Annotated in this window: 22 protein-coding genes; 15 read left to right on the top strand and 7 right to left on the bottom strand. The window is 60.0% G+C overall.

From position 1 onward, the window contains the following. Nucleotides 1-49: 49 nt before the first annotated feature. The 3 genes from Q0802_RS03160 (at nt 50) to Q0802_RS03150 (ending at nt 3,845) form a co-directional block, all read left to right on the top strand. A complete protein-coding gene (locus Q0802_RS03160) occupies nt 50-2,347 on the top strand; it encodes a xanthine dehydrogenase family protein molybdopterin-binding subunit (protein WP_298913379.1) in 2,298 nt (765 codons plus the stop codon). Nucleotides 2,348-2,363: 16 nt separating this feature from the next. Further along, complete coding sequence (locus Q0802_RS03155) at nt 2,364-3,404, top strand: DUF2235 domain-containing protein (protein ID WP_298913587.1); 1,041 nt, start codon at nt 2,364-2,366, stop codon at nt 3,402-3,404. Nucleotides 3,405-3,470: 66 nt separating this feature from the next. Next, complete coding sequence (locus Q0802_RS03150; RefSeq protein WP_298913376.1) at nt 3,471-3,845, top strand: hypothetical protein; 375 nt, start codon at nt 3,471-3,473, stop codon at nt 3,843-3,845. 20 nt (nt 3,846-3,865) lie between these two features. Here the strand turns inward: Q0802_RS03150 and Q0802_RS03145 are convergent, their stop codons facing one another. Continuing rightward, nucleotides 3,866-4,345 carry a PaaI family thioesterase gene (locus tag Q0802_RS03145; protein WP_298913373.1) on the bottom strand — a complete coding sequence of 160 codons (480 nt, stop codon included), beginning with the start codon at nt 4,343-4,345 and terminating at the stop codon, nt 3,866-3,868. A gap of 60 nt (nt 4,346-4,405) precedes the next feature. After that, nucleotides 4,406-5,275: a methylenetetrahydrofolate reductase [NAD(P)H] gene (metF, locus tag Q0802_RS03140; RefSeq protein WP_298913370.1), complete on the bottom strand. Its 870-nt coding sequence runs from the start codon at nt 5,273-5,275 to the stop codon at nt 4,406-4,408. 88 nt (nt 5,276-5,363) lie between these two features. On the opposite strand from metF, the gene Q0802_RS03135 reads away from it, so the two are divergent. The 3 genes from Q0802_RS03135 (at nt 5,364) to Q0802_RS03125 (ending at nt 8,821) form a co-directional block, all read left to right on the top strand. Further along, complete coding sequence (locus tag Q0802_RS03135) at nt 5,364-6,269, top strand: LysR family transcriptional regulator (RefSeq protein WP_298913368.1); 906 nt, start codon at nt 5,364-5,366, stop codon at nt 6,267-6,269. An 85-nt stretch (nt 6,270-6,354) separates the two neighbouring features. Further along, entirely contained in the window at nt 6,355-7,449 is a 1,095-nt protein-coding gene (locus Q0802_RS03130) for a hypothetical protein (RefSeq protein WP_298913365.1), read from the top strand. A gap of 220 nt (nt 7,450-7,669) precedes the next feature. Next, nucleotides 7,670-8,821 carry a DUF3095 domain-containing protein gene (locus tag Q0802_RS03125; RefSeq protein ID WP_298913362.1) on the top strand — a complete coding sequence of 384 codons (1,152 nt, stop codon included), beginning with the start codon at nt 7,670-7,672 and terminating at the stop codon, nt 8,819-8,821. Nucleotides 8,822-8,831: 10 nt separating this feature from the next. Here Q0802_RS03125 and Q0802_RS03120 read toward each other — a convergent pair whose 3' ends face one another. From Q0802_RS03120 to ccmI, 3 genes are read right to left on the bottom strand one after another with little or no spacing between them, the layout of a single operon-like run. Beyond that, nucleotides 8,832-9,062, bottom strand: coding sequence for a DUF1289 domain-containing protein (locus Q0802_RS03120; RefSeq protein WP_298913359.1), 231 nt, complete (start codon nt 9,060-9,062; stop codon nt 8,832-8,834). A gap of 3 nt (nt 9,063-9,065) precedes the next feature. Further along, entirely contained in the window at nt 9,066-9,554 is a 489-nt protein-coding gene (gene ruvX, locus Q0802_RS03115) for a Holliday junction resolvase RuvX (RefSeq protein ID WP_298913356.1), read from the bottom strand. Further along, entirely contained in the window at nt 9,551-10,780 is a 1,230-nt protein-coding gene (ccmI, locus tag Q0802_RS03110) for a c-type cytochrome biogenesis protein CcmI (protein ID WP_298913353.1), read from the bottom strand. Before ccmI ends, ruvX begins: the two co-directional genes overlap by 4 nt. Before the next feature lie 221 nt (nt 10,781-11,001). On the opposite strand from ccmI, the gene Q0802_RS03105 reads away from it, so the two are divergent. Beyond that, nucleotides 11,002-12,246, top strand: coding sequence for a sarcosine oxidase subunit beta family protein (locus Q0802_RS03105; RefSeq protein WP_298913350.1), 1,245 nt, complete (start codon nt 11,002-11,004; stop codon nt 12,244-12,246). 2 nt (nt 12,247-12,248) lie between these two features. Here the strand turns inward: Q0802_RS03105 and Q0802_RS03100 are convergent, their stop codons facing one another. After that, nucleotides 12,249-12,437, bottom strand: coding sequence for a hypothetical protein (locus tag Q0802_RS03100; protein WP_298913347.1), 189 nt, complete (start codon nt 12,435-12,437; stop codon nt 12,249-12,251). 242 nt (nt 12,438-12,679) lie between these two features. On the opposite strand from Q0802_RS03100, the gene Q0802_RS03095 reads away from it, so the two are divergent. The 8 genes from Q0802_RS03095 (at nt 12,680) to rarD (ending at nt 19,767) form a co-directional block, all read left to right on the top strand. Continuing rightward, complete coding sequence (locus Q0802_RS03095) at nt 12,680-12,883, top strand: hypothetical protein (protein ID WP_298913344.1); 204 nt, start codon at nt 12,680-12,682, stop codon at nt 12,881-12,883. Between the two features lie 90 nt (nt 12,884-12,973). After that, a complete protein-coding gene (locus tag Q0802_RS03090) occupies nt 12,974-13,303 on the top strand; it encodes a sarcosine oxidase subunit delta (RefSeq protein WP_298913341.1) in 330 nt (109 codons plus the stop codon). A 79-nt stretch (nt 13,304-13,382) separates the two neighbouring features. After that, entirely contained in the window at nt 13,383-16,397 is a 3,015-nt protein-coding gene (locus tag Q0802_RS03085) for a sarcosine oxidase subunit alpha family protein (RefSeq protein WP_298913338.1), read from the top strand. After that, a complete protein-coding gene (locus Q0802_RS03080) occupies nt 16,390-16,956 on the top strand; it encodes a sarcosine oxidase subunit gamma family protein (protein ID WP_298913336.1) in 567 nt (188 codons plus the stop codon). The genes Q0802_RS03085 and Q0802_RS03080 overlap by 8 nt, the downstream gene beginning before the upstream one ends. A gap of 139 nt (nt 16,957-17,095) precedes the next feature. Next, nucleotides 17,096-17,524 carry a hypothetical protein gene (locus Q0802_RS03075; RefSeq protein WP_298913333.1) on the top strand — a complete coding sequence of 143 codons (429 nt, stop codon included), beginning with the start codon at nt 17,096-17,098 and terminating at the stop codon, nt 17,522-17,524. A gap of 105 nt (nt 17,525-17,629) precedes the next feature. Then, nucleotides 17,630-18,043 (top strand): hypothetical protein, encoded by a 414-nt coding sequence (locus tag Q0802_RS03070; protein ID WP_298913330.1) that lies wholly within the window; start codon nt 17,630-17,632, stop codon nt 18,041-18,043. Nucleotides 18,044-18,143: 100 nt separating this feature from the next. After that, nucleotides 18,144-18,743 carry a superoxide dismutase gene (locus tag Q0802_RS03065; protein ID WP_298913327.1) on the top strand — a complete coding sequence of 200 codons (600 nt, stop codon included), beginning with the start codon at nt 18,144-18,146 and terminating at the stop codon, nt 18,741-18,743. Nucleotides 18,744-18,846: 103 nt separating this feature from the next. Next, nucleotides 18,847-19,767: an EamA family transporter RarD gene (rarD, locus tag Q0802_RS03060; RefSeq protein WP_298913325.1), complete on the top strand. Its 921-nt coding sequence runs from the start codon at nt 18,847-18,849 to the stop codon at nt 19,765-19,767. Here the strand turns inward: rarD and Q0802_RS03055 are convergent. After that, nucleotides 19,707-20,258: a TIGR00730 family Rossman fold protein gene (locus Q0802_RS03055; protein ID WP_298913323.1), complete on the bottom strand. Its 552-nt coding sequence runs from the start codon at nt 20,256-20,258 to the stop codon at nt 19,707-19,709. The two genes, rarD and Q0802_RS03055, sit on opposite strands and share 61 nt — an antisense overlap. Nucleotides 20,259-20,372 lie beyond the last annotated feature (114 nt).

Raw genomic sequence — 20,372 nt, 5'->3', positions numbered from 1 at the left:
AGTGTCCGCGTGACGCGATGGCACAAGATGGCACAAGGAGAAATTCCCCATGGAAAAGTTCGGCAAATCACAATCGATCAGACGTGTGGAAGATGTGCGGTTCCTGACCGGCCATGGCCGTTATGTAGATGATATCGCGCCGGAAAATGCGCTGCGGGCCTTCGTTTTCCGGGCTCCTGTCGCGCATGGTGTGATCACTACACTGGATGTGTCGGACGCGCGAGAGGCCGAAGGTGTCCATGCGGTTCTGACCATAGATGACCTCGAAGCGGCCGGCATGGATGTCAACATGTTTGGGGCGACGGTCAAAAACCACGATGGCACCCCGGGGGCGGCACCCAAGCGCCCCTTGCTGGCAAAGGGGAAGATGCGGTTTGTCGGCGAGCCGGTTGCTTTTGTGGTGGCCGAAACGCTGGATCAGGCGCGCGACGCGGCAGAGCTGATACTGCTTGATTACGATGATCTGCCCGCCAAGATGGATGTGGCGGCCGGGGGCGCGCCTGTGCATGATGACGTGCCAGACAACCGGGCCTTTGACTGGGCAATGGGGGACGAGGCAGCAACCGATGCCGCCTTCAGATCAGCGGCCAGAACCGTCAGCCTGGATGTTGGAGACAACCGGATCATCGTCAATTCGCTGGAACCGCGCGGGTGTTTTGCCGAATGGGACGGTAACCGGGTGCATGTGTCGCTGGGCGGACAGGGGGTCTGGGGCCAGAAGGAATTCATTGCCAAGGCACTGGGGCTCGAAGAAGCCGATGTGCGCGTGACCACGCCGGATGTGGGCGGTGGTTTTGGCATGAAGGGGTTTCCCTATCCCGAATACGCCCTTGCGGCCCATGCCGCACGGCTTGCGGGGCGTCCTGTGCGCTGGATGTCGGAACGCACCGAGGCCATGCTGTCGGACAATGCTGGCCGTGATCTGGTTTCCACGGCTGAGTTCGCCTTTGACGAGACCAACAGGATCATCGCCTACCGGGTGCACACCCGCTGCAATCTGGGCGCCTATAACAGCCATTTCGGGCAATTCATTCAATCGCAGCTTTTCAGCCGCGTCATGATGGGTGTCTATGACGTGCAGAAAACCTGGCTGCGGGTTGAGGGGATTTACACCAATACGACCTATGTGGATGCCTATCGCGGCGCTGGGCGTCCGGAGGCGATTTACGTCCTGGAACGGCTGATGGACCGGGCGGCGCGCGAGTTGGGCGTAGACCCCATTGCGCTGCGGCGGCGCAATTTCATCAAGCCCGAACAGTTCCCCTACGACACCACCGTGGGCGAAACCTACGACGTGGGGGATTTCAACAAGGTGCTCGACCGGGCGGTGCAGGAAGCGGCACTTTCAGGCTTTGAGGCGCGCAAAAAGGCTGATGCCGAACGCGGTCTTCTGAGAGGCGTTGGTTTGTGTTACTATATTGAAAGTATTTTGGGTGATCCTTCGGAAGGCGCGAAGGTGACGTTTAATGAGGACGGTACGGTGACGATTTACGTGGGCACACAATCCACAGGGCAGGGGCATGAGACGGTTTTTGCCGCCTTCCTTGCCGATCAGACCGGTATTCCCGCTGAAATGATCTCCGTTGTACAAGGCGACAGTGACCTGATCGCCTCGGGCGGTGGTACGGGCGGGTCGCGATCCGTCACCGTGCAGACCAATGCGACACTGGCCACGGTTTCAGCGATGACCGAGAGTTTCTCTGCCTTTCTGGCCGATGAAATGGGCGTACCCGCTTCAGAGATCAGCTTTGACGACGAACGGTTCCGCGCTGATGGGTCGAACCTGACACCGACCATGCTGGAGGTGGCAGAAATGGCCCGCGCGAAAGGGCGCGATGATCTGCTGGTACATGAAGCGCGCGCCACTCTGCCCGCGCGCAGCTTTCCAAACGGATGTCATGTTTCAGAGGTTGTGATCGACCCCGAGACCGGTGTGGTCACGGTCGAGCGTTACACGGTCGTTGATGATTTCGGCAATCTTATCAATCCGATGCTGGCCGAAGGTCAGGTTCATGGCGGGGTGGCTCAGGGGATCGGTCAGGCGATCACAGAGCATGTTGTCTACGACGCGGATGGGCAATTGCTCACGGCATCGTTCATGGACTACGCCTTGCCGCGCGCGGATGACATACCCACTATTAGTTTTACATCGGAACCGGTGCCCTCCACCGCCAACATCATGGGTATGAAGGGATGTGGCGAAGCGGGCACGGTGGGTGCATTGGCCGCCGTTGCGAACGCGGTTCAGGATGCGCTTTGGGAGCGGGGCGTACGACAGGCTGATATGCCTTTCACACCGCATAAAGTTTGGGAGCTGTTGAACAGTGAGGTCCTCGCGGCGGAATAACAGATGGCTCGGCTGGCTGCGCAGCAGGTTCTGGCGCCGGCCCGATAGCGATTTTGGCCCCCGCCGTGGCCCCGTTGTCCATGTGGTGATCCTGGATGGCACCATGTCCTCGCTCGAACCGGGGTGCGAAACCAACGCAGGAAGGGCCTATCATCTGTGCCGCGAAGTCGGCAGCGAACTGTCGATCTACTATGAACCGGGATTGCAATGGAATGGCTGGCGCTCGGCCATGGATGTGTTGCAGGGGCGTGGGATCAACCGCCAGATACGACGCGCCTACGGCTATCTGGCCTCGCGGTACCGTCCGGGCGACAAGATTTTCCTGATGGGGTATTCGCGGGGGGCCTATGCGGTCCGCAGCCTTGCGGGCGTGATCGACCGCATGGGGCTCTTGCGTGCAGAAGAGGCAACGGAACGCAATATTCGCGATGTCTACCGCCACTATGAGGGAGATCCGGACAGTGCCTGCGCCCGCGAATTTCGCGCCGCGCATTGTCTGGGCGAGGTGCAGATCGAAATGATCGGCGTCTGGGACACGGTCAAATCACTTGGGTTCAATGCGCCGCTTCTGTGGCGCCTGAGCGAAGCGCGTCATGCGTTTCACAACCACCATCTGAGCCACAACGTCAAAGCCGGGTTCCAGGCACTGGCGCTTGATGAAACCCGCGTGGTTTATGCGCCGGTGATGTGGACGTCCCCGGAGGGGTTCGAAGGGCAGGTTGAGCAGGTCTGGTTTCCGGGCACTCATGGCGATGTGGGGGGGCAGCTGGGCGGCTATGAGGAGGCGCGCGAGTTATCCAACATACCGCTTGTCTGGATGCTGGAGCGCGCGCAAATCTGCGGGCTGCCGCTGCCCGATGGCTGGGCGCAACGGTTTGCGCAGGATGCCACAGCACCCTCGACGGGCACTTTCAGAGGGTACGGCAGATGGTTCATTTCCCGTCGCGCTCGCAAAGTAGGCCTCGATCCATCGGAACATCTGCACGACAGCGTTTCCTTGAGAGAGGCCGCAAAACCTCCGGCGCGCGGCTGGGTCCGGTTCAGCAAAACGGTCTAGAGAACCCCGCCAAATTCTCACCATATTGCCCTGTTATTCACCTTTTGCGTATCCTGGAGGTGGTTGATGTTGCGAAAGACTTCATTGATTTGCGCTGTCTGGATGGCGGGGTTTTTGCCCGCCCATGCCGGTCAGCCGATCAGCGAAAGCATGATCCAATGCGGTGCGCTCTACACCGTTGCATCCGACCGCGTCAGCACCTTTGATCGCGCCCGACGGCTTCATGCCGCAGCGCAGGTTTGGGCGGACGCAGCACTGGCGCAGGCCGAAAATGAAAGACGCTCCGATACCGAAGGCTATGTCTCCCACCTCTGGGGTGAGAAATGCGCGCAATGGTCGGACAAGGGCGCGCTCTATTTTTTCAGCGAGGATTTTCGCGACTGGACGTCCTATTGCCGGGCGCTGGCACGCAGCAGGGGCCTGCACATCGATCCCGATTGATCCCGTTTGCGGGTCGTGGGTCAGGCTAGCTTCATGATGATGCAGGTCGTGGAGCCCGTAGAGTAAAGCTTGTCATCATCAGCGCCCCTGATCTCAGCATGGGCCACCCCGGTGGAACGTCCGGCGTGATCGACTTCAGCCTTGCAGATCACGCGCGTGCCCAGCGGGATGGCGCGCAGGATGTTCACCTTGAATTCCAGCGTTGTATAGACCGAGCCGCGCGGCACGCAGGTCATCACCGAACAGCCCAAAGCGCTGTCCAGAAGCGCGCCGTACCATCCGCCGTGCACGGTGCCCATCGGGTTGGTCACGTTGAACTCAGGCGTGCCGGTGAAAACCGCGCGCCCTTCGGCCACATCTTGCAGCGTGAAGCCCATGGTCTGGCCAATCGGCGGGCCGGGCGTCTTGCCCTCCAGGATCGATTGCATGAATGCCAGACCGGAGAGCTGTAGCACCTCGTGTTGGGGCATCAGATCGGCGGGGGATGTGGCGATGGGCATGGGCGTCTCCGGGGCTGCGCTACCCCGGAAGCTAGGATTATCGGTTTTGAGCTACAAGACTTACGCGACGTCCCGCACGCCGGTAACGGCCTGTGTGACCCCCAACGCGTGGCAAATCTCTCGGGTCATTTCGGGCCGGTTCAACGTGTAGAAATGCAGACTGTCGACGCCTTCGTCCAACAGGTCCGAGCACATCTCCGTGCAGATTGCCGTGGCCAGAAGGTCATGCCGGTCATCGCGGATGGCGGTATCAAACGCCTGATCGAGCCAGTCCGGTACGTTTGCGCCGCAACGCAGCGCGAATTTGCGCGCGTTCGTCCAGTTGATGATCGGCAGAATGCCCGGTGTGATCGGCGCTGTGATGCCCGCTTTGGCGCAGTCATCCCGGAAGCGCAAAAACGTGTCCGTCTCAAAGAAGAACTGGGTGATGGCCTCGTCAGCCCCTGCGTCGATCTTGGCCTTGAGCCAATCGATGTTGGCCTGCTGATTTTGCGCATCCGGATGTTTCTCGGGATAGGCCCCGACACGCAGGGTAAACTGGCCGGTCTGCGCCAGCGCTTCGATCAATTCACAGGAATTTGCGAAACCCTCAGGGTGTGGCTCAAACCCGGCGGCACCTTCGGGGGGATCGCCTCGCAAGGCCACGATGTCGGTCACACCTGCCTTGGCGAAACGCTGGGCCGTGGCCATGGTTTCGGATTTGGTTGCCCCCACACAGGTCAGATGTGCGGCGACCGGCAGCCCGGATGATTTGCGCAGGGTATAGGCGGCATCATGGGTCAGGTCGCGGGTGCTACCACCCGCACCATAGGTGACGGAGAAGAACCGTGGCTCCAGCGGTGCCAGCGCCTGCGCGGTTTCCCACAGCTTGAAAGAGGCGTCGATGGAACGGGGCGGGAAGACTTCAAACGAGACGGAGGGCGTGGGCATCAAACAGGATCCTCATGATTTCATGCCTTGTGCCACAGATGTGTTCGTGAGACAAATTCATAACTCTCATCTTTAACATGAGGATCATATGCATATCGAGTTCCGCCATCTGCGCACCATTCAGGCCATTCACGAGGCGGGTGGGCTGGCGCGGGCGGCCGATCAGCTGCACATCACCCAATCGGCGCTGAGCCACCAGATCAAGGGGTTGGAGGATCAGGCCGGTGTGGAACTTTTCGTGCGCCGCTCCAAACCGCTGAAACTGTCGCCGGCCGGTATGCGCCTGTTGAAGCTTGCTCAGCAGGTTCTGCCGCAGGTGCAGGCCTTGCAGGAAGAATTCACCGGCCTGCGAGCGGGATCGACCGGGCGGATGCATATCGCCATTGAATGCCATGCCTGTTTTGAATGGCTTTTTCCGGTGCTGGAATTGTTCCGCAAGAACTGGGGCGATGTGGATGTGGACATTCGCCCCGGGCTCGCCTTTGACGCGCTGCCTGCGCTGCTGAAAGAAGAGGTCGATCTGGTTATTTCCTCCGACCCCGAGGAGTTGCAAGGTGTGGAATTTGTGGAACTCTTTGATTATGCGCCGGTTTTTGTCGCCGCCAGCACACATCCGCTGGCCAAGAAACCCTATGTGGATGCGGCCGATTTCAGGGGTGAGACGCTCATCACCTACCCGGTGGAGCGCACCCGGCTGGATGTGTTCAGTCAGCTTTTGATCCCGGCCAAGGTGGAACCGGCAGCGATCCGGCAGGTGGAACTGACCGCGGTGATCCTGCTGCTGGTTGCGTCAAATCGCGGGGTGTCGGTCTTGCCCGACTGGGTTGTGCGCGAGGTCAAATATTCCTCTGACTACATCACGCGGCCCCTGACTGAGGCGGGTATCACGCGCAGGCTTTATGCCGCTGTCCGGCAGGACGATCTGGAAAAACCCTATATGAAACAATTGCTGGAACTGGCCGGGACAGAAGCACGCAAACTTCAAATGCAGTGAGGGACATCCATCAGGCTTTCGCGCGGAGCATTTTCTAGTATAGGTTGCAAGTAATGGATGCTTTCACAGAGAAGACCGAGCCGGCATGAAGGCTGACAAGCAGCGCCGCGCGCCTCCTGAGAGATCGGCCAACCCCATCGCGAAACCGGGTGGTGCAAGACTGAGTGTTCTGGCGCAGAAGGCCAGCACCAGCCAAAGTGTTGTTGCATTGAACGCTATCCAGACCCGCGCCAATTTGCATGCGCGCCCCGATGCCCCGTTGCAACGTGTCGTGGCAGAGGGGCTGGCGCCGGGTACAAGGGTGCGGGATGCCACGGGTCGGCGGGGCCGGATCGTGGTGTCAGACAACAACGATACAGACAGCTACAGCGTTGAATTCGAAGGCAGTGACGGGCCTGAAACCGTGGCGCGCACCGATCTTGATCTGGACAGGGACGCCGGTGCCGGCGCGCTGGCCGAGCCGGAGCCCGAAGTGGAGGCTGTGGCTCAGGACGTACCGGAGTTTTTCAGCAACTCTTTGAAGCACGGCGTTTTTTCCGGCACGATCGAAACCGGTCCCAACCGCAACTGGGCGGATTTGCATGTCACGGGCAAGATCGGCGAGCCTGCAAATCCAGGTGACCTGAAGGCCTATTTTCAGGAACTTTACAGCCTGATGGCGGGTCATCACAGGTTTTCGGGCGTTGCGGGCGTGCTGGAATGGCATCCGACAGGGGCCGTCGTGACCAAACAGATTGTCGAGCTTCTGGGCTCAAGTCTGGGGGGCTGGTTTGAATGGGCCAAGGGTTTCGCAGCGCAGAAACGGCGCAAATCGGCAGCGCAGAAATCCGGGGTGAAACGTCAGAATCTGGCGGGCAAGATCGACCGCGATGTCGTGCCGGAACACATGCACTTCATGAAGTCGCTCAAAGGGGCCGAAGGCGTGAGCATCGGTTACAAGGGCGGGCCCATCTCAGACGAGGACCGGGCCATTCTTTCCAACCCGGAAACCAACGCTGGCCTGACGGATGAACAAATACACACCATGATGAACCCGAACATGCTGGCGGATACCGAGGGCGCAAAGACCGTCATGGATGCCTATGAAGAAGTGCTGATGGACGATCAAAACCCTATGGGGCCCAGCCTGATCATCACACTGGATTATCGCAAGCTTCCCGATCTGATCAAAAAGCTCTGACGTTTCGGTGCCCGGATTTCTGACCAACGGGCCTAAGCAGGCATCCCGCGCAGGCTTTATGCGGCAGTCCGGCAGGACGATCTGGAAACGCTCTTTATGAAACAGCTTCTGGAACTGGCCGGGACCGAAGTGCGCAATTTGCAGGCGCACTGAGGGGCGGAGTTCATCGCGGCGGCAGGCTGTGCTAGGCTGCTTCGGAGGCCAGACGCGGGGGGAAAGCATGGGCACAAGCACGCGATTCTACGCTGATCTTCCGCGCACCGCGAGTTTTGACAGCCTGTGCGATCCCGCCTGCTTCACCGCCATTCCCGAGGATTGGCTGGTGGGGGTGTCCGACGTGGTCAATTCCACGGTTGAGGTGGCCAACGGGCGCTACAAGACGGTCAACATGGTCGGGGCAGCGGTGATTTCGGCGCAGATCAACGCGGCGGGTGGTGCGCCCTTTCCTTTTGTTTTTGGCGGGGACGGGGCGACTTTTGCGATCTGGTCCGAGCAGCGGGCCGTGGCTGAAGACGCTCTGCGTGCGGTGCAGCGCTGGGCTGCGGATGAGTTCGAGATCGGGTTGCGCGCCGGGCTGGTGCCGGTGCGTGACATTCTGGCCGCCGGTCTCAGCATCAGGGTGGCACGCTATCAGGCTTCTGAGACGGCGGACTATGCTATGTTCAACGGGGGCGGCGTATCCTGGGCGGAAAGCTCCTTGAAATCAAAGAATTACGGGTTCGATCCAGCGCCTGCGGGCACCGTGCCTGACCTGACTGGCCTGTCCTGCCGTTGGTCGCCGACCACGGCGCAGAATGGCACGATCCTGTCGCTGGTGATGCAGCCCGTGGGCGGTGTGGATGGCGCGAGGTTCACGCAAGTGGTGGGCCAGGTCATCGCGTTGACGCAAGGGTTGGCGCGGGGTGGGCATCCGGTGCCCGCAGACGGGCCGGGCAACCGCTGGCCGCCGCCCGGCGTCAAGCTGGAGGCACATGCGACCAAAGGCGACGGATCGTTCAGCGCCACGCGGCGGAAAATACTGCTCGAAACGCTGCTGGCCTGGGTGCTGATCCGCAGCGGTCTGACCGTGGGCGGCTTCAACGGTCACCACTATGCGCGCACTGTTTCGCGCAATTCGGACTTTCGCAAATATGATGACGGGCTGAAGATGACGCTGGATTGCGACCCGGATACCTTGAGGAAAATCAAGGCCTTGCTGGACAAAGCGCAGGCGGACGGGGTGGTGGACTATGGTGTTTTCGAGCAGGATCAGGCGATGATGACCTGCATCGTGCCCTCGGTTCTGACCGATGACCACATCCACTTCATCGATGGTGCCTCGGGCGGGTACACACAGGCGGCGACCATGATCAAGGCACGCAAGCGGGCATGAGCGGGTGCCTCTAGCGGGCCAGCCGCGCCGCGCGTCCGCCCCGGCGCTTGGTGATCAGGCCGGTGCGGGTCGGCAATTCATCCATGACCGCGCGGCGTGCTTCGGGCGTCATGCGTGACCACTGGGTGATCTCGTCGATGGATCGCAGACAGCCGGTGCAGATGCGGGCCTCCGGGTGCACCACACAGATCTTGATGCAGGGGCTTTCGACCTCCTCGCGGCGCCAGATGTCATCTGTCATGTGCTACCCTTCCATACCCGCCCGGATCACACGGATACGGTCCAGGGTTCCCTGCAAGATATACCCGGCGGCCACGTGATCAATAACCTCGGCGCGACGTTTTCGCGACGTATCCGCCTCCAGAAGCGCGCGTTCTGCGGCGACGGTTGACAGGCGTTCATCCCAGAAGGTGATTGGCACGCCGATCCCGTCTGCGCGCGCGAGGTTGCGCGCAAAGGCGCGCGTGGACTGGCAGCGTGGTCCTTCGGAGCCATCCATGTTGCGTGGCAAGCCTAGCACGATCCCGCCAATGCGGCGGTCTGCGATGATTTTTGCCAGCTGGGCCGCATCCAGCGTGAATTTGCGCCTTTTGATCGTTTCCAGCGGGGTGGCGACCGACAGGAAGGTGTCTGAGACTGCAACCCCGATGGTCACCGTGCCCAGATCGAGCCCCGCGATGCTCTGCTTGGGTGGCAGGCTGGCCGCAAATTCCGCGACATCTTCAAAGATCATTCGACAACCTGAGCGCGCTGGCCCGCGCGCAACAACAAATCAAGAGCGCGGGTGTCATCGGCAAAAACCTCAATGGCGTTTTCATAGATTGCGCGCGCCTGATCATATCGTTCAAGGACGCCCAATGCGCTGATGAGCTGCGCCCAGTCCTGAACCGTGCCACCTTCGGTTGCCAACCGCTCGGAGAGACCCGCGACCATGCTCTGGATCATCTCCATGCGCTCTGCGGGGCTCATGTCCTGCGCGGCTTCGATATCGGCGGCTGTGGGGCCGCGCCCGGTGCCGATCTGCGGCAGCTGATAGGTTACGCCTGCGCGGAACGCCATGTCTTCGATCTGCGACAGGATCGGGGCAATCCAGGGGGCCTCTTCCGGGCCTTCGCGCAAAAGCGCGTCCCAGAGCCGAAACGCCGTGTCGGGCCGCCCGGTCTGGGCCATCATCAGCCCCAGATAATAGCGTGCGGTGCCGTTGGTTGCATCGAGCGTCAGGGCCGCGCGCAGGGCCTCTTCGGCTCTCGGAGAGACATAACCACCTGCCGCCAGCACCAGCATGTCCGCATAATCCACGAAATCATTTGCGGTGCTCTCATCGCCCTTGATGCGCAGGACGTGGGCCTGTGCGCGAGCCGCTTGCGGGAAATTGCCCAGGTTGGCTTCGTTCTGGGCCAGCAGAATATGGCCTTGCAGATCATCCGGACGCTCGGCAACGGTTTCCCTGAGCTTCTCGACAAGCGCCACGTAATCCGGGCTTGCCTGTGGCGTGGCCCCGGCGGGCAGGCTGGCTTCTGCCGCCTCCTGACTGGGGCGGTTTTCACGCGCGCCTTCGGCCAGGGCAATCCGGCTCTGGAGACCCAGATCGCCATAACCCGGTGCGCCGAGCTGCGTATAGAGCGCCACGCTGCCACCGATCAAGATCAGGGCCAGAACACCCGCGACAAGCGCTGGCGCGCCCTTGCTGGCATCCGTTGACAGGTTTTCCGCTTGCAGGGCGGCATCAGCCGATAAGATACGGCGCGAAACTTCGGCACGCACCCGTTCGGCATCCGCCGCACTGACAACACCCCGCGCAAGGTCCTTGTCCACTTCGCGCAGTTGATCGCGATAGACACGCAGATCATAGGCAGCGGCCGGTTCAACCAGTCCTTTGCGCGGAGCGCGCAGGCCCGCGGCCAGTACCACCGATACCATCAGCGCCAGCCCCCCGGCTATGATCCAGAATAGTGTCATGCGTAACGGCTCCTTCGACGTCAGATGTAGCCACCATTGCGCCGGTGCAAAAGAGACAAATGATCACGCCTTCGCGTGGCCGCTGTTGCAATAGTGAAAGGTGTCGCAAACTTGTTAGAAAGCGGCGCGCGCAGTATCCTCTTTTTCGGCCAGTGCAGCAGAACGGTGTCATTCTGAATGTCGGGCCGAATCCGCATTCTTTGTCTTGGGGTGGTCTTGCCATGAAACGCTATTCGGTTTTTGCGGTCGCACGGGAAGCTGCGCGCTATCACACGGGCTGGGAACGGGCATGGCGCAAGGCTGAGCCAAAAAAGAAATACGATGTGATCATCATTGGCGCGGGCGGCCATGGTCTGGCGACGGCCTATTACCTGGGCAAGCGGTTCGGCATCAAAAACGTGGCCATTCTGGAAAAGGGCTGGTTGGGCGGCGGCAACACCGGGCGCAACACCACCATCATCCGCTCGAACTATTTGCAGGATCCGTCTGCGGCGCTTTATGAAAAATCGCGGTCGCTTTATGAGACCATGAGCCAGGATCTCAATTACAACGTGATGTTCAGCCCGCGTGGCGTGATTATGCTGGCGCAGACCCATCACGAGGTGCGCGGCTATCAGCGCACCGCCCATGCCAATGCGCTGCAAGGGGTGAAAACCGAATTCATCAATCCGACGCGGGTCAAGGAACTGGTGCCGATCATCAACATCGACGGGCCACGCTACCCGGTGCTGGGCGGGCTCTGGCAGGCGCGCGGCGGCACGGCGCGGCATGATGCGGTGGCCTGGGGCTATGCGCGGGCGTGTTCGGACATGGGCATGGATGTGATCCAGCAATGCGAGGTCACGGGCGTGCGCCGCGAAGGCGGCAAAGTGGTCGGCGTTGATACCAGCAAGGGGTCGATTGATTGCGACAAGCTGGGCATTGTGGTTGCGGGCAATTCCGGCCATGTGGCGGGGCTGGCGGGCTTCCGGCTGCCGATTGAAAGTGTGGCCTTGCAGGCGCTGGTTTCCGAACCAATCAAACCCTGCATGGATGTTGTCGTTATGGCCAACACCGTGCACGGCTACATGAGCCAGTCCGATAAGGGCGAGATGGTGATTGGTGGTGGCACCGATGGGTACAACAATTACACCCAGCGCGGATCGTTCCACCATATCGAGGAAACGGTGCGGGCGCTGGTCGAGACCTTCCCGATGGTCAGCCGCCTGAAAATGCTGCGCCAATGGGGCGGGATCGTGGACATCACCGGGGACCGCTCGCCGATCCTGTCAAAAACACCGGTCGAGAATGTCTTCATCAACTGCGGCTGGGGCACCGGCGGGTTCAAGGCGACGCCAGGGTCCGGCTGGGCCATGGCGGAGCTGATCGCCAAGGGTCACGGGCCGCTGACGGATGCCTTTGGCATGGAGCGTTTCCGCGAGGGGCGGTTCATCGACGAAAGCGTGGCCGCCGGGGTGGCGCACTGATGTCAGTCTTCGATGGATTTTTTGCCTTCACCGGCGGCACTGCCAAAGGCGATCAACTGGCTGACATCGACTTCGCGCCCGCCGCGCGCGGCTTTACGGGCGGCCATGGCACGTCTTTCCCTGATCAGCATCAAAAGTGCCACCGCGCCAATGGCGCCAAAGCCCAGCACCGCGATCATCGTGTCGCTCATATCGGGTCCTTTATTCTCTCGGGTCTGAGGATGTTAACGCGCATAAGTGCCTTTGGCGATACGGAAGATGCACGCTTGCGCGGGCTCGACCCGGCAATTTCCGGTGGCCTTTCGGCACAATCTGGCCGTCCAAAACAGGGCCAACCGGCTTGCGCGCGCCGAAATTCACCGGGGTTTTCCGCTGATATTGCGACCCGGTCCCTGCCGTACACACTGGCCTCCCGTAACAAGGAGACAGAACCATGGCTGACTATACGACCCACAACGACGGCGTCAGTGGTAAAGGCATCTTCATCGCGCTGGTGGTTATCGGCGCATTTGTCTTCCTGCTGGCAGTGCTTGGCACTGGCACCGTCCCCACTGACCCCGATGCTGCCGGTGATCCCGCAGCCATCGAGTCCGCACCTACAGCCCCCGCTGAAACAGCGCCGGCTGTCGTCGAATAACTCCCACTTCATTGTGCGGACCGCCAAGGGCGGGCGTCTTTTGACGTCCGCCCTTTTGGCGTGCCGTGCCCCGATTGCCGGAGCCTTGCCATGCTGAGCCTTACCTGTCCTGTCTGCGGTGTGACTGCCGAAGAAACCGAATTCCACGGAGGTGGTGAAGCGCATCTGAAGAGATTTGGCCCCGGTGCCACTGACGATGACTTTGAAGGTTATCTCTTCATGCGCGAAAACCCTCGTGGGGTTCATTTCGAACGCTGGCGTCATGCCTATGGCTGCGGCAAATGGTTCCACGCGGCCCGTTGCACGACCACGTTGCAGGTTTTCGGCACCTACGCGGCCCAAACCTATGAACCCCCCAAGGATATCTGTGAGAAAATCAGTGGCGAGCGCCCGGGCTGGTCGTGGAGGCTTTTCAAGTGACGCAGCACGCCACTTTCGTTGACAAGAATTTTTCCTGCCCGGCGGCCATGATGCCCCGGCGTTCCGTGAGGATCCTGAAATGAGCACGCGTCTGGTAAAAGGTGGCCGTCTGCTGAACCGGCAAAAGGCGATGAATTTCACCTTCAATGGCAAGCAATTGCGCGGTTGCGAAGGGGATACGCTGGCCTCGGCCCTGTTAGCCAATGACCAGATGCTGGTCGGCCGGTCTTTCAAGTACCACCGCCCGCGTGGCGTGGTGGCATCCGGTGCCGAGGAGCCCAATGGTCTGGTCAACCTTGGTGCGGAAGGGAAATTCGAGCCGAACCAGCGCGTCACGACCACTGAGTTGTTCGAGGGGCTGAGTGCCCAGAGCCAGAACCACTGGCCAAGCCTCGAATTCGACGTCGGTGCAATCAACAGCCGTCTCAGCCGCTTTCTGCCCGCCGGTTTTTATTACAAGATGTTCATCCACCCACGGCCCCTGTGGAAACATGTCTATGAGCCGATCATCCGCCATTCCGCGGGTCTGGGGCGGGCACCGAAGGCGCGCGATGTCGATACCTACGAACATTATCATTTCTTTTGCGATGTGATGGTGATCGGCGGTGGTGTCGCAGGGTTGCAGGCCGCAAAGGCGGCCGCTCAGACAGGGGCCAAGGTGCTTTTGGTCGAGCAATCCGCCCATTGGGGCGGGCGGGCACCGGTCGATGGCGGCTCAATTGATGGCGCGCCTGTGGAGAACTTTGTGGAGCAAACCGTCGCCGAGCTGCAGTCCATGCCCAATGTGACGATGCGCAATCGCCTGATGGGCGCGGGGGTTTATGACCACGGTTACGTGTTGGGATACGAGCAGCTGCGCGATCATTGCCCCGAAAAACCGGGGCCACGCCAACGGTTATGGCGCATTCGCGCGAGCCATATCGTGACGGCCACCGGCGCCATCGAACGGCCTCTGTCGTTTGCGGGAAATGACATCCCGGGGGTTCTGCTGGCCTCTGCTGTGCGCGATTACGTAGTGAATTACGGGGTCTCTGCGGGCGATCGTACGGTTGTGGTCACCAACAACGATGATGCCTATTTGACGGCATTTTCCCTTAAAGATGCCGGTTTGAGCGTGCCGGTCATCATTGATGCACGTGTGCAGGCCGTGGACAGCCCGGTCATGGAACAGGCCAAGGCCTTGGGTATTCGGGTGATGATGGGCCATGCGATTGCGTCGGTGAAAGGTTCCAAGCGCGTGACCGGTGTCGCCATTTGCAGCCAGGCGGGTGCAGGGGCGGTTCTGGAAGAGATTGCCTGTGACGCCGTGGCCATGTCGGGTGGCTGGTCCCCGGTGGTGCACCTTTGGTCGCATTGTGGTGGCAAATTGGTCTGGGACGTGGCGCAGGCACATTTCCGTCCGGATGTGGACAAAGCGCCGACCGGCGCGGACGGTCAGCCCTTTGTGACCGCCGCTGGTGCTGCCAACGGCAGCCTGCTGCTGGGCGATGCATTGGGGGATGGTGATCAGGCGGGCAAGCTTGCAGCATCAGCGGCAGGATACAAGGTCAAACAAACCGCCTGCCCGGTGGCCGAAAGCCTGGAAGATGCGCCTATGTCGCCTGTCTGGCTGATGCCGCAAGGGGCCGGGATCGAGCTGCGCAGCAAAGCCTGGCTGGACTATCAGAACGATGTCAAGGTCTCTGACGTTCAACTGGCAGCACAGGAAGGTTTTGAAAGTGTCGAGCATGCCAAACGCTACACAACCCTCGGGATGGCGACGGATCAGGGCAAGCTGAGCAATATTAACGGGCTGGCGACACTGGCAGGATCGCTGAATACCACGATCCCGCAAGTCGGTACGACCACCTTTCGCCCGCCTTACACGCCCATTTCCATGGGGGCGATTGCGGGTGAAGCGCGCGGCGAGGTGTTCCAGCCGTTGCGGCGCACGCCGATGCACGATTGGCACGACGCCAACGGGGCGCATTGGGAACCGGTCGGCCATTGGCGCAGACCTTACTGTTATCAGCGCGCGGGCGAGAGCGTGAACGACGCGGTGATGCGCGAAACCAAGAACGCGCGCGAAAACCTTGGCCTTCTGGATGCTTCGACCCTGGGCAAGCTGATCGTCAAGGGGCCAGATGCGGGCAAGTTCCTCGACATGCTCTACACCAACATGATGAGCACGCTGAAACCCGGCAAATGCCGCTACGGGCTGATGTGTTCGGAGAACGGATTTCTCATCGACGATGGCGTCGTGGCGCGCATCGACGAGGACACCTTCCTCTGCCACACCACCACCGGTGGGGCTGAGCGCATTCACGGCCATATGGAAGAATGGCTGCAGACCGAATGGTGGGATTGGCAGGTCTATGTGGCCAATGTGACCGAGCAATACGCGCAGGTCGCCGTGGTCGGCCCAAACGCCCGCAAAGCGCTGGAAAAGCTGGGCGGTATGGATGTCTCCAAGGAGGCATTGGGCTTTATGGAATGGGCCGATGGCGAACTCGGTGGTTTCAAGGTGAGGGTCTACCGCATCTCCTTCTCGGGCGAGTTGAGCTATGAGATTGCCGTCGATGCTGGGCAGGGGCAAGCCTTCTGGGATGCGCTGATGGTCGTGGATCATGATCTCGGCGTGATGCCTTACGGCACCGAAGCGCTGCACATTCTGCGGGCCGAAAAAGGGTTCATCATGATCGGTGACGAGACCGACGGCACCGTAATCCCGCAGGATCTGGGGTTGCATTGGGCGATTTCCAAAAAGAAAGAGGATTTTCTGGGCAAGCGCGCGCAGGAACGCAGTCATATGGCCGATCCGGAACGTTGGAAGCTGGTCGGACTGGAGACGCTTTCGGGGTCGGTGCTGCCGGATGGCGCTTACGCGTTGGGGGATGGCGAAAACGCCAACGGTCAGAAAAACATGATCGGGCGCGTGACGTCCAGCTACTACTCCCCCAACCTTGAAAAAGGAATTGCCATGGGGCTGGTGCTGCATGGTCCGGACCGTATGGGGGAGGTGATCGAATTCCCCGGCACCAATGGCGCAACCTACAAAGCACGGATCGTCGATCCAGTTTTCTATGACAAGGAAGGGGAGAAGGGGAATGTCTGATCCCGTGACCGCCCTCGATGGCGCCGTGTCCGACGCCGGTATCGCAACCATTACCGAAGTGCCTTTGCAGGGCATGATCACGCTGCGCGGCGATCTCTCCACGACGGCCGTCAAGAATGCGGCGACCGGCGTTGCGGCGGTAGATATGCCCGGGCAGGGCGAGGCCAATTGCGTCGAAAATCGCGGTATCTGCTGGATGAGCCCGGATGAGATGTTGGTGCTGTGCCCCTATGAGACAGTAGCCGCGAATATCGAATTGATGCAGAAAACCCTGAGCGATGCCCATGCGCTGGCGGTCAATGTCTCGGACGCCCGCGCGTCCTTTCGCGTTGGCGGAGGCCGGGCGCGCGAGGTCATCGCCAAGCTTTGCCCCGTTGATCTGTCGCCGGATGCATTCAAGCCGGGGATGTTCCGCCGGACCCGCATGGCGCAGGTGCCTGCCGCCTTCTGGATGCGCGATGAAGACAGTTTTCAGATCATCTGTTTCCGGTCTCAAGCACAATATGTGTTTGACCTGCTGACTGTTGCCGCGCAGCCTGGTTCCGAGGTCAATCTTTAGCAATCGTGGGGTTGACGCCCATTAGCGTCAATGCGATTTTCCGCCTGATGATAACGGGGCGTTCAACTGACCCGGGCTTGCGGCTCCGACAATTCGGCGCAACCCGAGGGGCGGAACGTCAAAAACCTGCGGATGAACGATGCACATTAAAGCCCTTATGGCACCCCTGGCCGCCCTCGGCCTGCTGACATTGGCACCCGTCGCCCAGGCCGCCTCCGGCGGTGTGCTTTATGACTGTGACATCACGCAGTTGAAGAGGGGCGGCGGCTATATTTCGGAGAAGCTGGCCATTGTTCTGGATCAGAATGGCAAGGCCACGATCAGCGATGGGATGATCCTCCATGTCTATGCGAGCCCGATCGAGGCGGATATGGTCAGGAAGAATGATCGCCGCTTGTTTGTTGGCTGGACGGTCGCTGGTTTTGTGAACTCTCACAATCAACTTGCGCCCATTTTCGAGTATCAGGCGACCATCAAGAAAAACGGAAAGATATCGGTTTATGCCCGTCCGGATGGATATCCGGATCGGTTTTCCGGAGAGGGCACCTGCAAGAAACGTACCGGCTAGTGACCGGATAACGGCAATAGAACCTCATCAGGAGGCTCCTGCCGCAAGAATGGTTTTCAACGACGCAAATGCCCTATGGCAATGGAAAAGTGGTAAGGAGTGAAGATGTTACGTGGTTTTTTGGTAATCTTATTCGCGGGTTTCATGGCGCAGGCTGGCGCCGCGCAGGGGGTCCTTTACGACTGCGATGTGACGCAGAAGAGAAAGGACCTCGACTGGATTTCGGATAAGGTCGGTATTGTCGTCAAACCAAATGGTCAGGTGACGGTCATTGATGCTGTCATCCTCTATTTCAACAAGACACCGATGAGCGCCAAGGTCGTGCGCAACGATGCTAAACGTCTCGATGTCCGCTGGACGATCCGCGGTGCCAAGGATGACGCCAACCAGCGGGTGGGCTATTTCGACTATTCCGCGCAGATCAACAAGAAGACCAACAAATTTGCCATCTACGCCAAGCCGGAGAACTATCCCAATCGGTTTTCGGGTAAGGGAAAATGCACGCCGCGCACCGAATAATTGCGCTTCAGGAACTTTTTGCGCCCGTTAACACTTGAACTTATGATTGGGTGAGCTTCATGTCTCTCCATACCCATCTGAATCACCAAAGGGGGCCCAAATGGCTTTTGAACTACCTGACCTTCCATACGCTCATGATGCGCTTGCAGCACAGGGCATGTCGGCCGAGACATTGGAATATCACCATGACCTGCACCACAATGCCTATGTGACCAATGGCAACAAGGCCATTGAAGGCACGGAATGGGAAGGTAAATCCCTCGAAGAGATCATCAAGGGCACCTATGACGGTTCTGCCGTGGCGCAGAACGGGATTTTCAACAACATCAGCCAGCTTTGGAACCACAATCAGTTCTGGGAAATGATGTCGCCGCGCCCGGTTGGCGTACCGGGTGAACTGGCCAAGGCGATCGACGAGAGCTTTGGCTCAATGGATGAATTCAAATCGCAGTTTGCGGCCGCAGGCGCGGGCCAGTTCGGGTCGGGTTGGGCCTGGCTGGTCAAGGACGCAGATGGCGGGCTGAAGGTCACCAAGACCGAAAACGGCGTGAACCCCTTGTGCTTTGGGCAAACGGCGCTGCTGGGATGTGATGTTTGGGAGCATTCCTACTACATCGATTACCGCAACAAGCGCCCGGCGTATCTCGATAATTTCCTGAACAATCTGGTGAACTGGGAAAACGTCGCCTCGCGCCTCTGATCCTCAACGGACTGCATTCAAGGGCCTCGCCATCTGGCGGGGCCTTTTTGCTTGTTGCGCGGTGATTTTCGGATCACAACCGGCGGCAAGAAGGAGTGCCAATATGTTGAGTGGGCCAGCCAAGGGCGTGGCGGCGATGGTCGGGGCCTGTACCGTCTGGGGGTTGTCCCCGATGTATTACAAGATGCTGTCGCATATCCCGGCGATGGAAGTTCTGTCGCACCGCATGATCTGGTCGCTGGTGTTTTTCGGTGTCGTTCTGGGGGCACAAGGACGGCTGGGCGAAGTCTTGCAGGCTATGAATACCCGCCGCAGTTTTGCATTGGTCGCCGTTGCGTCTGTGATGATCGCGGCCAATTGGGCGCTTTTTATCTGGTCCGTGCAAACCGGGCGCACGACGCAGACCTCTCTTGGCTACTACGTTTATCCGCTGGTCGCCGTCGTCATCGGTCGGGTGATTTTCGGCGAGAAGCTGGGGTCGGTGCAGTGGCTGGCGGTCGGACTGGCGGCTGTCGCGGTGGTGGTTCTGACGGTTGGTTTGGGCACCGCGCCCTGGATTGCCCTGACGCTGGCGCTGACATTCGGCCTGTACGGAATGATCAAAAAACAACTCGACGTTGGGCCCGTGGTGTCCGTGACCACCGAAGTGCTCCTGCTGGTTCCCTTTGCCGTAGTCATTCTGTTGCAAACCTATCACAATGGCGGAGCGGTTTTTGGCGGCGATCTGACCACGATGTCGCTGCTGGTTTTTGCCGGACCGATCACCGCCTTGCCGCTGATCATGTTCAGTTTTGCCGCGCGCAGGCTGGCGATGACCACGGTCGGGCTGTTACAATACATCAACCCGACATTGCAATTCGCCTGCGCGGTTTTTGTCTTCTCCGAACCCTTTGGACGCTGGCACCTGATCGCCTTTGTCCTGATCTGGACGGCGCTGGCGTTCTATTCCGTCTCAGCCCTGCGTCAGGACAATGCGCGGCGCAGGGCGGCACGCGCGGCCTCGGCATCCGGCACGGTGCTGTAGTAGCCGTGCAGGCTGTCATCGGCAAATCCTTGGGTTGTGACATGGGTCAGGAGCGTCACAAGCGGATCCCAGTAGCCATTTGTATTCACAAGGAAAACCGGCTTTTCATGTAGGCCGAGTTGGCGCCAGGTCAGCGCCTCGAAAAACTCATCAAGTGAGCCCGCCCCGCCGGGCAGAACCACTACGGCGTCGCAGTTCATGAACATCACCTTCTTGCGCTCATGCATGGTCTCAGTAACCACATAGGAGGTCAGATCGGTCTTGCCGACCTCCCAATCGACAAGGTGTTGCGGGATCACGCCAAAGGTTTCGGCGCCCGCGGACTGTGCCTCTCTGGCGACAGCGCCCATCAGGCCCACGTCGCCCGCACCGTAGACAAGCCGCCAGCCTTCTTCGGCCAGCGCGCGCCCGAGGTCCTTGGCGTCGCGCATATAGGCGGGGTCGGCACCGGGGCGGGAGCCGCAGTAGACGCAAACAGATTTCGATCTCATATGGCTATCCCTTGCTGTTGAATTTAAAGGAAATGTGACGCTCTGGGTTTTGACCGGTGATAGAGCAGTTGTTATGTAGGCTCAACGCCTGTCCGTCTGCTCGCGACGGGTGTC

This window comes from uncultured Roseobacter sp. (assembly GCF_947495275.1).
In the GTDB taxonomy this organism is placed as follows: Bacteria; Pseudomonadota; Alphaproteobacteria; order Rhodobacterales; family Rhodobacteraceae; genus Roseobacter.
This window is presented reverse-complemented; position numbering and strand designations above follow the sequence as displayed.